Source organism: Amycolatopsis sp. NBC_00355, from assembly GCF_036104975.1.
Classification (GTDB): Bacteria; Actinomycetota; Actinomycetes; order Mycobacteriales; family Pseudonocardiaceae; genus Amycolatopsis.
Genome location: NZ_CP107982.1, coordinates 2,576,695 through 2,591,025 on the forward strand (window position 1 = coordinate 2,576,695; position 14,331 = coordinate 2,591,025).

The following is a 14,331-nucleotide window of genomic DNA, read 5'->3' on the forward strand; positions in this document are numbered from 1 at the left end:
TTGGAACGCCATTCCAGATGTGTCAAACTGGAGGCATGGCCACACGGACGCGCCGGGCCCAGCGGCGCACAGAAGCGCTCTCCCGCGAGCGCATCGTCGAAGCCGCTGTCGAGGTGCTCGACGCGGCCGGCGAAGGAGGGTTGACGTTCCGGGTGCTGACCGAGCGCCTCGCCACCGGCGCCGGTGCCATCTACTGGCACGTGGCGAACAAGGGCGAGCTGCTGGCCGCCGCGACCGAGGCCGTCGTCACCCTGGCCATGGCACCCGGGAAGCCCCTGGACTCACCGGAGGACGAGGTCCGCGCCGTCGCCCTCGGCCTGTTCGAGGCGATCGACGAACACCCGTGGCTCGCCGTGCAGCTCTCGACCCAGTCCGCCCAGGGGCTCCGGGGGTCGGTGACCCCGCGGATCTTCGAGAGCCTCGGCCGGCAGGTCCGCGCGCTGGGCGCACCCGAGAGCAGCTGGTTCACCGCGACGTCCGCGCTGGTGCACTACATCTTCGGCGCCGCCGGCCAGAACGCCGCCAACACCGCGAGCGGGCGCGCCCTCGGCCCCGGCATGGACCGGGCCGGATTCCTCGACGCCGTGTCGACGGCGTGGGAACAGCTCGACCCCGGCGAGTACCCGTTCAGCCGGGCCGTCGCGGCGCAGATGCGCGAGCACGACGACCGGGAGCAGTTCCTCGCCGGGGTCGACCTGATCCTGGCCGGCATCATCGGGCTGGCCGGGTAGGGCGGCGCCTTCGTCGCCGAAATCCCGCCCCACTCGGAGACGTCGCCGTGGATCACGTCGACCGCGCCCGGCCGGCGCGAACTCCTCGAAGCGGACCACGCACATGTTGGTGCACAACGGGGATCCGCGCCGGTGATCCTGCCGGTCAGGTCCCAGCAGGCGACGTCGAGCGCGGCCAGGGCCACAGCCGTGGAAGAACGACACCACGTGGTGGCTCCGGCGCGAACGGGCTCGTGCCCACCGGTTCGGCGCCGAGCGCACCAGTTCCGCGACCGGGCGGCCCCACATGGTCTCGTCCCGGCCTTCGACGCCGGTCAGCCACCCGCCGGCGGCGTCCCCGACCTCACCGGGCGATACCGCTCGCCGTCACCGGCGGTCCAGGGCCGCGAGGCGGTCGCGGACCTTCTCGCCGATGGTGCCGAGCGTCTCCAGCTCCGCCTCGGTGAGCTGGTCGATGAACGCGTCCCGGACGTCGGCCACGTGCTGCGGGGCCGCGGCCCTGATCAGATCCTCGCCTCGCGGGGTGCTGACGACGACCGCCCCGCGCTGGTCGGTGGCGCACCGCTCGCGCGTCACCAGCCCGCGGTGCTGCATCCGGCCCAGGTGCTGGGACAGGCGGCTCTTCTCCCAGCGCAGCAGCTCGCCGAGTTCGAACGACCGCAACCGGCCTTCCGGCGCCTCGGAAAGGTGGGCCAGCACCTGGTAGTCGGCCCCGGACAGCCCGCAGCGGGTCCGCAGCTGCCGCTCGATGAACTCCGAGAGGCCGTCCTGCATCGCCATCAGGCCACGCCAGGCCCGCTCTTCCCGCTCGTCCAGCCACCGCGCGTCCGCCATGACCGGGACCCTACCGCTTGGTTGACATGTGAACCAGTTGCGGCCTAGTTTGGTTCACACGTTAACCAAATCGGGAGGCACCATGACCACACGTCCGGCGATCATCGGCAGCGGGAACATCGGCTCGGCCTTGGCCCGGCTGTTCGCCCGGGCCGGCGTCGAGGTGAGCATCGCCAACACCCGCGGGCCGGAATCGCTGCCGTCGTTCGGCTCCGGCGTGCACGCGGTGACGCTGGAAGAGGCGCTGGAGAGCGATGTCCTCTTCCTGGCGATCCCGTTCACCGCGGTCGAGCGGTTCGGCAAGTCCCGGCCGGACTGGACCGGCAAGACCGTCGTCGACACCACGAACGCCTACTACACACCGAACGCCGAGGAGATCCTGCGAGGCCGGCTGTCCACCCGCTACACCGCCGAGCAGCTGCCCGGCGCCGAGGTCGTCAAGGCCTTCAACCAGCTGCCGTCCGAGACCCTCGCGGCCGAACCCGGCCCGGGGCCGGGCAAGCGGGTGGTCTTCCTCGCGACCGACTCCCCGGCCGCGGGCGACCGGATCGCGGACCTCGCTGTCGCCCTCGGCTTCGCCGCGGTGCAGCTGGGCCGGATCGACGAAGGCGGCCGCCTGATCCAGGCGCAGAACGCCCTCGTGCTGCGCAACTTCGTCGAGCAGCCGCTGCGCTGAACACGACGCTCCGATGGCCGCGGCGGGTGCCGATCCCGGGCGCGGGTAACCTGCCTGGAGGATACGACCGCCCAGGCAGGTTCCTGACCTCTGGGGACAGGCCCTCGGGAGGAGTCGTTTTGCCGGTGACCTGGGCTCGAGACGACCAGGCCGGCTGGCAGATCCTGGACGTGACCGGCCGCGACCGGGCCGACTCGGCGTCCGCGCGGCACTGGGCCGAAGCCCGGCTCGCCACGCTGGGCGAAGCGCACCGCCTCGACGTGCTCATGGTGATCGGCGAACTGCTCGACAACGCCTACCAGCACGCCGAGGGCCCCACCCAGGTCCGGCTCCACCGGCTCGCCGACCCCTGCGAGATCACCGTGGCCGTCGCCGACACCAGCGGCAGCTCGCCGCGGGTGCGCGTCCCCGACGACCACGGCGGCCGCGGGCTGGTGCTCGTCGACCAGCTGTGCCTCGCCTGGGGCGCGAGCTACCACGACGACGGCAAGGTCGTGTGGGGCCGTCTCGGCTGCGCGGCACCCGGCTTCCCCTGCCCGAAGGGCGGGGACGGCCCGGGTTAAGCCCTTGGTATCGACCGCCGGACCTGGTGGGATGGAACCGGCCACGCGAGCGGAGGAGCTGCCATGGAGACGCCGCGCCCGGAGGGCACCGGCCCCGCGAACGACCTGCTCACGGTGACCAGGCAGAGCGCCGGTGACGGCGACGTGAGCGTGCGGGCGGCCGGCGAGGTCGACGCCTCGACCAGCCCCGTCCTGGAAGACACGCTGACCGCGGAGCTCGCCGGCGGCCCGCGCCGGCTGACGCTCGACCTCGACTCCGTGACCTTCTTCAGCTCCGCCGGCATCTCGACACTGATGACCGTTCAGCTGCGCTGCGCCGACCGGGGAACGACGTTCGTGGTGCTCGCACCGCGCCGGGTCCGGCGGGTGATCGGCCTCGCCGGGATCGACCGGGTCGTGACCGTGCTCGACTCGGGCACCCCCGGCGGCACCTGAGCCATCGATGGGCGGCACCGCGTTTGTGCCGCACCGGGAAGGGCACCCACCCCGGGTAGGACGGCCCACCCACGGTGAAAGGCGTCGGCGTGACCCGGGGAGACGTGCACACGTACTACGAAGACGGACTGTGGAAGAACCGGATCGAAGGCGGTGTCCGCGCCTCGAACACCTCGGTGCGCCGCAGCGACGCGCTGTCGTTCGGGCGCACGATGGCGCGCCGGAAACGGGTCACGCATTTCGTCCACGACGCCGCGGGAGACGTCGAAGAGCGGAAAACGTACGGACCGAGTTCCTGACGGACGATTTCAGTGTCCATCAAGGACGATGAAACGGCCTGGGCCCGAGTTCCCCGGACGGACCACCGTGTTCCATCACACCTTGCTGCTGCAGTCCGAAGCCAAACCCGACAAGCCCGACGCCGTCACAGCCGGCCGGCAGCTGGCGGTCAAACGCGCCACGGCGCACTTCATCCACCCGAAGGACGGGAAAGTGGGCGAACGCCGGACGTACCGCGCGCCCGGTCCTGACTTCGCCGCCCGGCGCCCTGCTGCGGCAGTGCGTCGGACGTCACTCCGGCGCTCCGGGTCCGGCCGCGTAGCGGGCGTCCCGGCGGGTAGTCCCCCACCTGAGGTCAGCCGGTCCTGCGGCGGCGAAGCACGGAAGTAGCACCATGACGAAAACGGCCGCTTCGGCGCTGCACGACCTGCTGGGCCGGGTCCCCGCGCAGCTGCCGGCGTTCCTCGCGTGGCGGAGCTGGGCCGGTTCGGTGCTCGAGTCCTCGGCGGGGCACTACGCCACCGGGGTCGCCCACGGGATGTTCGGCGCGAGCCTGGCCGCGCCCGGCCGGGACGCCATGACCGTCCGGGCGGACCGGAGGCACCCGGGACAGCACGTGGGGCCGGCTCTTCGGCGACCTGCTCGTGACCCCGATCGAGCGCGCCGACCTGACCGAGGACGCCGACATCGTCTGGCTCGGCGGCCTGAACCACTTCGCGCTGCTGCACGAGAACGTCGTCTACGAGGCGCTGCTCGGCTGGCTGCGGTGACGGGACCGGCCCGGACGCGAAGGGCGTCCGGGCCGGTCCACGCGAGGCACGTCAGGCGTGCGCGCTGCGGATCTTCAGCGGGTCCTTGGGGGCCTTCGGCCGGATGTCGAGCATGGTCAGCCCGATCTCCTGCAACCGCTTGCGCCCCAACGCCCTGCGCACCTCCGGGAACCACTCTTCCTCTTCTTCTTCGACGTGGTGGCGCACGCTTTCGGTGAGCACGGTGACCTTCGCGTCGAAGGTTTCGTCCTTCGGGTCGAGCGTCCGCAGCTCGGCCATCAGCCACACCATCACGTGGTGCTCTTCCACGCTTTCCAGCACGTGGTCGCGGGTTTCCGGAACGGCTTCCCGGGCGACGGGGTAGAAGATCTCTTCTTCGATGTAGGTGTGGGTGGTGAGCTCTTCGATCATCGCGTCGACGAGCTTCCGCTTCTCCTTGAAGGCCTGCTCGCCCGCCTTCTCGAACTGCTTGAACAGCCTTTCGACTGTCTTGTGATCGTCCTTGAGCATCACGATCGCGTCGGTCGACACGGGCAGCCTCCTTCGTCCCCCGGCGGGTACCCGCCGGGGGACGGCCCAACCGGCGTCCCGGTCAGGACACCGGCTGCAGCAGGATCTTCTGGACGCCGTCGAGCTTCTTCTGGAACATGTCGTACGCCCGGGGCGCGTCCGACAGCGGCAACTTGTGCGTGGCGAACCCTTCGACGCCGAGCGGGTCGCCGTCGCCGGTCAGCACCGGCATGATGTCGTCGATCCAGTGGCGCACGTTCGCCTGGCCCATCCGCAGCTGCAGCTGCTTGTCGAACATGTCCATCAGCGGCAGCGGGTCGACCATGCCGCCGTACACCCCGGACAGCGAGATCGTGCCGCCGCGGCGCACGCTGTCGATGGCGGCGTAGACGACGCTCAGCCGGTCGATGCCGGCCTTCTCGGTGATCTTCGCGCCGATCGGCTGCGGCAGCATCGCGACCAGGTTGTGCGCGAGCTTGCCCACCGGGGCGCCGTGCGCCTCCATGCCGACGGCGTCGATCACCGAGTCGGCGCCGCGGCCGCCGGTCAGCTGCCGGATCGCGTCGCCGATGACCTTGTGGTCGCGGGTGTCGATCGCGGTGGCGCCGTGTTCGCGCGCCCGGGCGAGCCGTTCCGGCACGAGGTCGACGCCGATGACCTGGCCGGCGCCGCGGTGGCGGGCGATCCGGCAGGCCATCTGCCCGATCGGGCCGAGGCCGAACACCACGACCGTGCCGTCGCGGGGGACGTTCGCGTACTCGACGGCCTGCCAGGCGGTCGGGACGACGTCGGACAGGTAGACGAACCGCTCGTCCGGCGGGCCGTCCGGGACCTTGATCGGCCCGTACTGCGCCTGCGGGACCCGCAGGTACTCGGCCTGCCCGCCGGGTACCTGGCCGTAGAGCTTGGTGTACCCGAGCAATGCGGCGCCCTTGCCCTGATCGGTGACCTGGGTGGTCTCGCACTGCGACTGCAGCCCACGGTCGCACATCCAGCAGTGGCCGCAGGAGATGTTGAACGGGACCACCACGCGATCACCCGGCTTCAGGCCGGTCACCTCGGCCCCGACCTCCTCGACCACGCCCATCGGCTCGTGGCCCAGGATGTCGCCCTCGGTCATGAACGCCCCGAGCACTTCGTACAGGTGCAGGTCAGAGCCGCAGATGCCGCTGGAGGTGATCCGCACGATCGCGTCGGTGGGTTCTTCGAGCTTCGGATCCGGCACTTCTTCGACGCGGACGTCACGCTTGCCGTGCCAGGTCACTGCCTTCATGGGACTCCTCTGCGAGTACGGACTACCCGGTTTCCCGCGAAGGGAAGGCACAAACCCGGTTCAGCCGGTCGGGGCGCCGGCGAAAAGGAGCGCGAGTCACGGGTAAGCCCGGCGGCTCGGGGTACCTACCGGAGAACGACGTCGGCCACATTTGCTCCCCGGCGTGACGGACGTCTGCGTGAGGAGTTGTTCATGCCGGTGACCTGGCGCGAAACCGATCGGACCGGGTGGCAGGTCCTGGACCTGACCGGCCACGATCTCGCCGACCTCTCCGCGGCCCGGCGGTGGACCGAAGCGCGGCTCGCGAGCCTCGGCGAAGCGCACCGCGTCGACACCATGCTGGTCGTCGGGGAGCTGCTCGACAACGCCTACCACCACGCGACCGGGCCGATCCGGCTGCGGCTCCACCAGGTCCAGGACCCGTGCGAGGTCACGGTGGCCGTCGCCGATCACGGCGACGGCGTGCCCCACCTGCGCACCCCGGCCCACGACGGCGGCCGCGGGCTGGTGCTGGTCGACCGGATCTGCCGGGACTGGGGAGTGGACGACGACGAGGACGGCAAGACCGTCTGGGGCCGGGTCCCCTGCACGGAAGCCTGACCGGCCGGTGTCACGCGTCCGAGGTTCGACGACCGCGGCTCGGTAGTGCGCCGGCTACCGGTGCGCGACGGTCAGCAGTCCGGCGCCGGCTCGGTCAGCCGCGGCAGCAACGCCAGCCACGAGAGCGCCTCGGCGACGTCGCGGTACACCGGCAGCACCCGCTCCAGCCCCAGCGCGGTCAGCGGGCGCAACACCGAACGCTGCTCGGTGACGATCACGAACGCGACGCCGGCGGCGTGCGCGTCGGCGGCGGCCTTCACCAGCACGGTCAGCGCTCGCGCCGCGCAGAAGGTGACCGCCGCGGCGTCGACCACGAGCACCGGCGGCCGGAGGGCGAGCTCGCGGTCGAGCGACTCGGCGAGCGCGTCGACGACGGAGGCGTCGAGCTCACCGGCCACGGCCAGCACCGTGGCCTCGGCCGAGGTCGACACGTCGAACGGCGTCACCGACGCGAACGTGCCGCGATGACGAGGCGGCGGAACAGCGGGCATGACGGGTGGCCTCCTTCTTCACCGTGAGGCCAAACCGCGGCGTGCACCAGTCCAGTCCCACGCCGGCCCCGGACGGGGATCACGGGTGTGGGGTGCGGCGGCTCCCGGTTGAACCGCTGCACCCACGACGGTACAACCGATTCACAATCGATGCAGTACCCGGGCCCCGTTCGCCGATCCCGCACGCGACGCACTCAGCCGGCGTTCATGCAACGGTTCTGCGACGACTCAGCCCTTGAACTGCGACGCGAGCAGCGCGACGGTTCGCGGCGGATCCCTCAGGACACGTCGTCGTCGGACGCGGAGAGCCGTCCGGCGACGTGGTCGCGGAGCCGGCCCAGTGTGTCGAGCAGAGCGTTTCGTTCGGAGTCACCGAGGATGCCGAAGGTGTGTTCGGCGTGCGCGTCGTGCAGCGCCTTGATCTCGGCGAGGTGTTCGCGGCCCTTCGCGGTGATCTCGAGCCGGGTCGACCGGCGGTCGCCGGGGTCGCCGTAGCGGCGTAACAGTCCTTCGGCCTCCAGACCGTCCACCAGGGATGTGATGGACCGGCCGGTGACGCCGAGCCGGTCCTTGAGCTCGCCCATCCGCGGCGCGCCGGCTTCGTCGACGGCGAGCATCAGCAGCACCCGGGACGTCGACCAGCCGCGTTGCTGGTAGGGCTGCCCGGCGAACCGCCGCAGCGCGTGGGTGGTGCGCATGAGCGCGTCGGCCAGTTGCGCGCCCGACGGCGGCGGACCTGCTTTCTCGCTTGACACGCGCCCAGGGTACCCGCAAACCTCATATAAGAAATTGACACTATCCGGGTTGAAACTGCTTCTGGAGCGTGGATGGGCATCGCCGGATCGAGCACGAGTGTGTGGCAGAGCCGCAACTACCGGCTGCAGATCGCCGGCGCGGTCATCTCGGCGCTGGGCACGGCCGCAGCGCCGGTCGCGATGGCGTTCGCGATCATCTACGCGGGCGGCTCGGGCACGGCGGTGGGCCTGGTGTCCGCGGCGGGCACGATGCCGGCGGTGCTGTTCTTCGCGATCGGCGGCGTGGTGGCCGACCGGCTGCCGCGGCACCTGGTCATCGTGGCCGCGAACCTGGTCAGCGCGGTCGCGCAGGCCCTGTTCGCGCTGGTGGTCTTCCTGGAGTCGGTGAAGGTCTGGCAGCTGGTGATCTTCGCCGCCGGCAACGGCCTCGCCATCGCCTTCCGCATCCCCGCCACCGAGGGCCTGCTGATGCGCAGCGTGGACATGTCGAACGCGAGCAAGGCGTTCGCGATCTTCCGGACCGGCCTCAACGGCGCGCAGGTCGCCGGCGCCGCGCTCGGCGGTGTGCTGGTCGCGGGCTTCGGCCCGGGCTGGGTGCTGGCCCTCGACTCGGCCACTTTCCTCCTCGCCTCCGGGTTCGGGGTGATGATGAAGGTCGAGGGCAACCTGCGTAAGCGCACGGGCCTGAGCACCGAGCTGCGCGAAGGCTGGACCGAGTTCGCCGGCCGGCGGTGGCTGTGGAGCGTGGTGGGGCAGTTCGCCGTCGTCAACGCCCTCGGCGTCGGCGCGTTCGCCGTCCTCGGCGCGCTGGCCTCCAACGCGAAGTTCAACGGGGCGGCGGACTGGGGCTTCATTCTTTCGTGTGACGCGGTCGGCATGATCCTCGGCGGGCTGCTGATGGTGCGGCTGCGGCCGCAGCGCCTGCTGGTGTCCGGCACGTCCGCGGCGCTGCTGCTGGCGCTGCTGCTGGCGCTGCCGTTGGCCGCGTTCGCGGCCGACGCGCCGCTGCTGGTGATCTGCGCGGCATCGCTGCTGGCCGGGGTCGGCGGGGAGATCTTCAGCGTCAACTGGATGACGACGCTGCGGCAGGAAATCCCGCACGACAAGTTCTCCCGCGTCGCGGCGTACGAAGCACTGGGCTCCTTCGGGCTCACCCCGCTGGGAGCGGCCGCCGCCGGCCCGGCGGCGGACAAGATCGGCCTGGACCGCACGCTGTGGTTCGCGGCCGGCGCCATCGCGGCCGCGACGGCCGCGGTCCTCGCCGTCCCCGACGTGCGCCGGGTCCGGCGCTCAGCGGACGAAGACGGATGACTGTCCTTTCGCGACAGTCATCGGCGCCCGCTCACAGGGCGTCGAGCGGGATGGCCTCCGCCATGGCCCGGTAGCCCGCGTCACCCGGGTGCAGGTGGTCGCCGGAGTCGTAGGCCGCCAGCATCGACTCCGGGTCCGCCGGGTCGCGGACCGCCGCGTCGAAGTCGACCCAGCCGTCGAACACCCCGGTGCTCGTGCGGATGAAGGTGTTCACCTGATCCCGGGCCGCCAGGTGCGCGTCGTTGCTGCACGAGCAGCCCTTGATCGGCGTCAGCGTGGCGGCCAGCACCCGGATGTGGGCCGCGTGCAGCTCCGTGGCGATCTGCCTCAGGCCGGTGATGACGTCGTCGGCGCTCGCGTCGCTGTTGATGTCGTTGATGCCCTCCAGCACGATCGCGGTGCGCGCCCCGGGCTGGCCGATCAGGTCGTGGTTGAGCCGGGCGAGGCCGCTCACGCCGGCCGTGCGGCCGTCCGGGAAGCCGCTGAACGCGTCCTGCAGGATGCGGTTGCCCGCGATGCCCTCGTCGACCACCCCGGGGGTGCCGGCCTGGCCACCGGCGAGCAGGCGCCGGGCCAGGAAGTTCGGCCAGCGGCTGTTGGTGTTCGGGGTCGACGAGTAGCCGTCGGTGATCGAATCGCCGAAGGCGACGACCGTGCCGGCGGTGTCGGCGTCCGCGACGTCGATGCCGGCGAGGATCGTCCAGAAACCGAACGTCCCCGCTGACGGGAAGTCGCCGGTGTCGGCGGTGTGGTCGCCGGTGCCGTCCGCGGTGGTGTACATGTCCTGCAGCCCGACGCTGTGCGCGGGCGCGTTCGTCACGGTCCCCTTCAGGTACAGGCTCACCAGGAGATCGGCGTCCGCGGGCACCGCGAAGGGCAGCGGGTCACTGACGGCCTGGCCGCCCGCCGGCAGCGCCGCCTCCGGCTGCCCGCCGAACGTCAGGGTGACCGGCGTGCTCACCGGCGTCGCGCCCGCCTGCCGCACCGCGACCGTGGCGTGGCCGACGACCAGCGGGCCGGGATCGTAGGCGTTGTCCAGCCGGACGCGCACCTGCGAGCCGCCGCGGCTGGTGTGCTCGACCATGCGCAACGTCCGCTCGGGCCACGGCCCCGCGGCGAGACCGTCGTCGGTCGCCGCGGCCCACGTTCCCGCCCACGGTCCGGCCGCGGGCCGCACGCCGAGGGCGAACACGTGCAGGGCCGCGCCCGAGCCGATCGTGGGCAGCGTGACGGCGGTGGCCGAGGCGCCCGGGTCGAGCGGGACCGACACCGTGTACAGCTTGGCGGAGAAGGCGTTCGGCCCGCTCGGGGTGTTCCACCGCGGGAACGACACGGTCATCCGGTCACCCGGCCCGAAGTACCAGTCGGGCGCGCCGAGCCGGAAGGTCTGGACGTGCCCGTCCGCGTAGTCGATCGTCCCGGTCCCGCTGGACGCCGTGCCCGTGCTCGTCACCAGGAACGACAGCGCCGCACCGGCGAAGGAGCCTTCGATCCGCTGCCCGGCGGCGACGACGTTGTCGGGTGCGCCCGGGCTGTACGCGGGCAGCGCCAGCGGTGCGCCGTCGACGGTGATCGTGCGGCCGGGAGCCCAGCCCGCCGCGGCCAGGTCTTCGGCGACGAGACTGTGCCCGCTCCCGTCGAGGTCCGCCGCGCCCGGTTGGGCGGCCGTGCTGACCCCGACGTTGTCGAAGGCGGCGGCAAGACCCGGGTAGCTGACGGCCGCGCCGGCCGCGCCGACCGGGGTGACGAGACCGGCGGCCACCAAGGCGGCCAAGAGGATTCGCTTCACAAGCACTCCCAGTCAGTCGCAGTGGCGGGCGGTGAACGTCCAGGTGCCGGAGCCCACGGAGTACCGGTTCGCCCCCGGCAACGGCGTCGCACCCGGAGGCGCCGTCACGCCCGTACCGGGGACCGTCACCGTGCCGGTTGTGTTGGCGGGCACGGTGACGGTCAGGTCGAGCCGGCACCCGGACTGCGTCCAGGCCGAGGAGACCGGGCCGCGGACCGTGTCGATCGACGCCGACACGTGCCCGAGCCCGGCGGGAACCTGCGGCGCGAACGCGATCGCGGAGTAGCCGGGCGCGGCCGGGGTGATCCCGGCGAACTGCGTGTACAGCGCGGCGTTGACCCCCGCGAACATCGCGTGGTCGTGGGTTTCCATGCCGGACTGGTACGTCCATTGTTCCCACGGCGTCGTCGCGCCCCGGCTGATCTCGTAGCCGAACCCGGGGTAGGTCTTCTGGTCGAGCACCGTCAGCGCGACGTCGATCCGGCCGGCCCGGGCGAGCGCCTCGGGCAGGTACCGGGTGCCGAAGATGCCGGTGTCGAGGTGGCCGCCGTTCTTCGTCAGGATCGTGTCGGCGAGCTGCGCGCCGACGGCGGCGACCTTGTCCGGCGGCACGATGCCGAAGGCGAGCGGCAGGATGCTGGTCGTCTGGCGACCGTCGCCGTAGGTGGTGCCGGCCGCGTTGAGGAAGTGCGCGTTGAACGCGTCGGCGATCGACGTCGCCAATCCGGCGAAGTGGGCCGCGTCCGCGGTGTTCCCCAGTGCCCGCGCGGCTTTCGCGACGTCGCCGGCCTGCCGGAACGACAAGGCCGTGTTGACGATCGACCGCTCGCTGAAGCAGTCGCCCGCCGACGGGTTTCCCTGGCCGCCGTTGGCGTTCGGGCCGCGGTCGGGCGGGCACCAGTCGCCGAACCCGCGGTCGTCCGGCCAGATGCGGCCGGGGTAGGCGGCCGCGTTGGTGTCCACGAACGCCTTCATCTTGGGGTAGACCGCGGCGAGGCGGCCGAGGTCGCCGTACTGCTCGTAGAGCGACCAGGCGAGCTCGACCGAGCCGCCGCCCATGTCCGGCAGCTGGGCGTTGCCCGCGTCGCTGGGCAGCGCGGTGCCGGGTGGCAGGTCGAGCAGGTACTTGCCGTAGAAGCCGTCCATGCCGAAGTCGAGGACGGACGCGCCGTGGTAGGCCTGCACGTCCATGCCCGGCGGCGTCCGCTCGTCGCGGACCGGGTTGTCGGTGGGCAGGCTCATCGAGTTGTTCAGCACGGCGCGCCGGTTGTTCGCCCAGATCGTGTTCAGCAGCGGATCGGACGTCTCGACGTGCCCGGTCGCGGCGACGTCGGCGTGCGCGACGCGGCCGGTGACGCTGCCGAGGTCCGGCGTGCCCGGGAAGCCGGTGAGTTCGAGGTAGCGGAAGCCGTGGTAGGTGAACCGCGGCTCGTAGACCTGGGTCCCCGCGGCGGATCCGAGGGTGTAGGAGTCGGTCGACGCGGCGTTCCGGTTGGTGGCCGTGTCGAGCATCCCGTCGGCGCCGACCTCCTCCGCGGTGCGCATCCGCACGGTCGTCCCGGCCGGCCCGGCGACGCGGAGCTGCGCCCAGCCCGCGAAGTTCTGCCCGAAGTCGTAGACGTGGATGCCCGGGCGGGGCTGCTTCACCGACACCGCGCGCAGGGTCTGGACCACGCGGATCGGCGGCGCCGTGGTGGCGGTCAGGGTCGCGCCGGGCGCCGGGACCGTGCGCACCGCGTGCCAGGACGCGTCGTCGAAGCCGGGACGGTCCCAGCCGTTCTGCTGGAGACGCGCGTCGTAGCTCTCCCCCGCGTAGAGGTCGTTGGCCGTCACGGGGCTGTCGGACCACCGCCACGTGTCGTCGGTCGTGACGGTCCGGCGCGTCCCGTCGGTGAAGGTGACGTCGAGCGCGAGGATGCCCTGTTTCGGCCCCGTCCAGCGGAAGCCGTACTGGCTGAACCGCGGGCCGTACCCGTTGCCGAGCCACAGGCCCACGGCGTTGCGCCCGGCGTGGACCTGCTGGGTGACGTCGAAGGAGTCGTAGAGGTCGCGCTGGTCGTACGGCGTGCTCGCGGGCGAGAGGACCTGGTCCCCGGTCTTCTCCCCGTTGAGGTGGAGTTCGTAGAACCCGAGGCCGTAGACGTACGCGCGCGCCGCGGCGACCGGCTTGTCCAGGACGAACTCGTGGCGCAGCAACGGCGCGTCCGGCGACTGGGCCAGCAGCACCGGATCACCTCGCGGCTCCAGCTGGCCGTCGGTGATGGTGGCGCCGGGAAACCGCGGGTCCGGGTCGGCGGTGAAGTCGTCGGAGAACAGCGGCGAGCCGTCGGGCGCGCGCACGACGATGGTGTCGTAGCGGGCGACCTCGGCCGTGCCCTGGCTGACGGAGGTCCGGAAGCCGAGGGTGCCGGTGGTCACCGCGCCGACGGTGCGGGAGTCGACCTGCGTGCCGTCGATCGAGGTGACCACGGTGTCGCCGCGGGCGTCGAGACGCAGGTGGTGCGGCGCGGTCGCGGTGGCCGGGGTGATGACCGGCGCGAGGTCGACCTCGCCGAGGAGGCTGAAGGCGCCGTGGCTCTTCACGTGCGGCCGCAGCAGCACCTTGCCCGGCGTCGTGGCCGCGTTGATCTGCCACATCAGGAAGTCGTCGGCGTCGGCGGCGCGGAAGAGGACACTCGCGGCGCCCGCCTTGATCGTGAAGTCGAGGTCGAGGGAGAAGTCCTGCCAGGCGTAGGCCCTTCCCGCGTCCGGGCTGATCCAGGCGGCGCTCCCCCAGTCCGCCGGCCCGGTCTCCCACCACGCGGGCACGGCCGGTTTTGTCACCCCGCCCCGGGAATCCCACACTTCGACGGTCCAGTAGCTCCGCTTCCCGGCCGCGCCGGCCGGACCGCGGTAGGGCACGGAAACCGAGTCGCCGCTCACGACCTTCCCGCTGTCCCAGACGTCGGCCCGGTTCTGCGCGAGCAGGCCGGGCGTGCCGGCGACGAGGATCCGGTAGGCCGTCTGCCGGGCATCGGGCCGGGTGGACCGCAGCTTCCAGCTCAGGGCCGGCGGGCCGGACGTGGCCAGCGGGTTGACAACGTTGTCGGCACGCAGGTCGTAGGCCTCGATGCCCGCGCCGCGGTCCCCCGCGAGCGCGGAGGTGTCCACGAAGAGCGTCGAAAGCAAGGCGCACAGGAAAACGAGCGCGACTCGTGCGGGGTGACCGGACATGGACGCTCCACTCGCGGCCGCAACCGGCCGACGTCAAATCTTCGCTGATTTGAAACGTTTCAAGTTATCTTATCACCGCACCTGTGACGCAGACAACCGAA

General features: G+C 71.8%; 16 protein-coding genes. 9 read left to right on the plus strand and 7 right to left on the minus strand.

Going from position 1 to position 14,331, the window contains the following annotated elements; genetic code table 11:
* Nucleotides 1-35 precede the first annotated feature (35 nt).
* Nucleotides 36-731 carry a TetR/AcrR family transcriptional regulator gene (locus tag OHS18_RS10525; protein WP_328453528.1) on the plus strand — a complete coding sequence of 232 codons (696 nt, stop codon included), beginning with the start codon at nucleotides 36-38 and terminating at the stop codon, nucleotides 729-731.
* A gap of 366 nt (nucleotides 732-1,097) precedes the next feature.
* On the opposite strand, the gene OHS18_RS10530 is transcribed toward OHS18_RS10525, so the two are convergent.
* Nucleotides 1,098-1,565, minus strand: coding sequence for a MarR family winged helix-turn-helix transcriptional regulator (locus OHS18_RS10530; RefSeq protein ID WP_328616834.1), 468 nt, complete (start codon nucleotides 1,563-1,565; stop codon nucleotides 1,098-1,100).
* Nucleotides 1,566-1,647: 82 nt separating this feature from the next.
* On the opposite strand from OHS18_RS10530, the gene OHS18_RS10535 reads away from it, so the two are divergent.
* From OHS18_RS10535 to OHS18_RS10555, 6 genes are all read left to right on the plus strand, one after another.
* Nucleotides 1,648-2,241, plus strand: a complete 594-nt coding sequence (locus OHS18_RS10535; protein WP_328616835.1) for an NADPH-dependent F420 reductase — start codon at nucleotides 1,648-1,650, stop codon at nucleotides 2,239-2,241.
* A gap of 125 nt (nucleotides 2,242-2,366) precedes the next feature.
* Nucleotides 2,367-2,804, plus strand: a complete 438-nt coding sequence (locus OHS18_RS10540; RefSeq protein WP_328453521.1) for an ATP-binding protein — start codon at nucleotides 2,367-2,369, stop codon at nucleotides 2,802-2,804.
* A gap of 63 nt (nucleotides 2,805-2,867) precedes the next feature.
* The gene (locus OHS18_RS10545) at nucleotides 2,868-3,239 is read left to right on the plus strand and encodes an STAS domain-containing protein (RefSeq protein WP_328616836.1); all 372 of its coding nucleotides are present in this window, start codon (nucleotides 2,868-2,870) and stop codon (nucleotides 3,237-3,239) included.
* Between the two features lie 89 nt (nucleotides 3,240-3,328).
* Nucleotides 3,329-3,538, plus strand: a complete 210-nt coding sequence (locus tag OHS18_RS10550; protein ID WP_328453517.1) for a DUF2188 domain-containing protein — start codon at nucleotides 3,329-3,331, stop codon at nucleotides 3,536-3,538.
* 28 nt (nucleotides 3,539-3,566) lie between these two features.
* Entirely contained in the window at nucleotides 3,567-3,908 is a 342-nt protein-coding gene (locus tag OHS18_RS48515) for a DUF2188 domain-containing protein (RefSeq protein WP_442875363.1), read from the plus strand.
* 254 nt (nucleotides 3,909-4,162) lie between these two features.
* Entirely contained in the window at nucleotides 4,163-4,288 is a 126-nt protein-coding gene (locus tag OHS18_RS10555) for a hypothetical protein (protein ID WP_328616837.1), read from the plus strand.
* 51 nt (nucleotides 4,289-4,339) lie between these two features.
* Here OHS18_RS10555 and OHS18_RS10560 read toward each other — a convergent pair whose 3' ends face one another.
* Nucleotides 4,340-4,819 (minus strand): hemerythrin domain-containing protein, encoded by a 480-nt coding sequence (locus OHS18_RS10560; protein WP_328616838.1) that lies wholly within the window; start codon nucleotides 4,817-4,819, stop codon nucleotides 4,340-4,342.
* Between the two features lie 61 nt (nucleotides 4,820-4,880).
* Nucleotides 4,881-6,071 carry a zinc-dependent alcohol dehydrogenase gene (locus OHS18_RS10565; protein ID WP_328453509.1) on the minus strand — a complete coding sequence of 397 codons (1,191 nt, stop codon included), beginning with the start codon at nucleotides 6,069-6,071 and terminating at the stop codon, nucleotides 4,881-4,883.
* Nucleotides 6,072-6,263: 192 nt separating this feature from the next.
* On the opposite strand from OHS18_RS10565, the gene OHS18_RS10570 reads away from it, so the two are divergent.
* Nucleotides 6,264-6,671 (plus strand): ATP-binding protein, encoded by a 408-nt coding sequence (locus OHS18_RS10570; protein ID WP_328616839.1) that lies wholly within the window; start codon nucleotides 6,264-6,266, stop codon nucleotides 6,669-6,671.
* A gap of 71 nt (nucleotides 6,672-6,742) precedes the next feature.
* Here OHS18_RS10570 and OHS18_RS10575 read toward each other — a convergent pair whose 3' ends face one another.
* Together OHS18_RS10575 and OHS18_RS10580 are read right to left on the minus strand one after the other, a co-directional pair.
* A complete protein-coding gene (locus tag OHS18_RS10575) occupies nucleotides 6,743-7,162 on the minus strand; it encodes an STAS domain-containing protein (protein WP_328616840.1) in 420 nt (139 codons plus the stop codon).
* Nucleotides 7,163-7,440: 278 nt separating this feature from the next.
* Nucleotides 7,441-7,917, minus strand: a complete 477-nt coding sequence (locus tag OHS18_RS10580; protein ID WP_328453504.1) for a MarR family winged helix-turn-helix transcriptional regulator — start codon at nucleotides 7,915-7,917, stop codon at nucleotides 7,441-7,443.
* 72 nt (nucleotides 7,918-7,989) lie between these two features.
* Between OHS18_RS10580 and OHS18_RS10585 the strand changes: the two genes are divergently transcribed.
* Nucleotides 7,990-9,228, plus strand: coding sequence for an MFS transporter (locus tag OHS18_RS10585; RefSeq protein ID WP_328616841.1), 1,239 nt, complete (start codon nucleotides 7,990-7,992; stop codon nucleotides 9,226-9,228).
* A 31-nt stretch (nucleotides 9,229-9,259) separates the two neighbouring features.
* Here the strand turns inward: OHS18_RS10585 and OHS18_RS10590 are convergent, their stop codons facing one another.
* Both OHS18_RS10590 and OHS18_RS10595 read right to left on the minus strand, forming a co-directional pair.
* Nucleotides 9,260-11,017, minus strand: coding sequence for an SGNH/GDSL hydrolase family protein (locus OHS18_RS10590; protein ID WP_328616842.1), 1,758 nt, complete (start codon nucleotides 11,015-11,017; stop codon nucleotides 9,260-9,262).
* A 12-nt stretch (nucleotides 11,018-11,029) separates the two neighbouring features.
* A complete protein-coding gene (locus OHS18_RS10595) occupies nucleotides 11,030-14,230 on the minus strand; it encodes a family 78 glycoside hydrolase catalytic domain (RefSeq protein ID WP_328616843.1) in 3,201 nt (1,066 codons plus the stop codon).
* Between the last annotated feature and the right edge of the window lie 101 nt (nucleotides 14,231-14,331).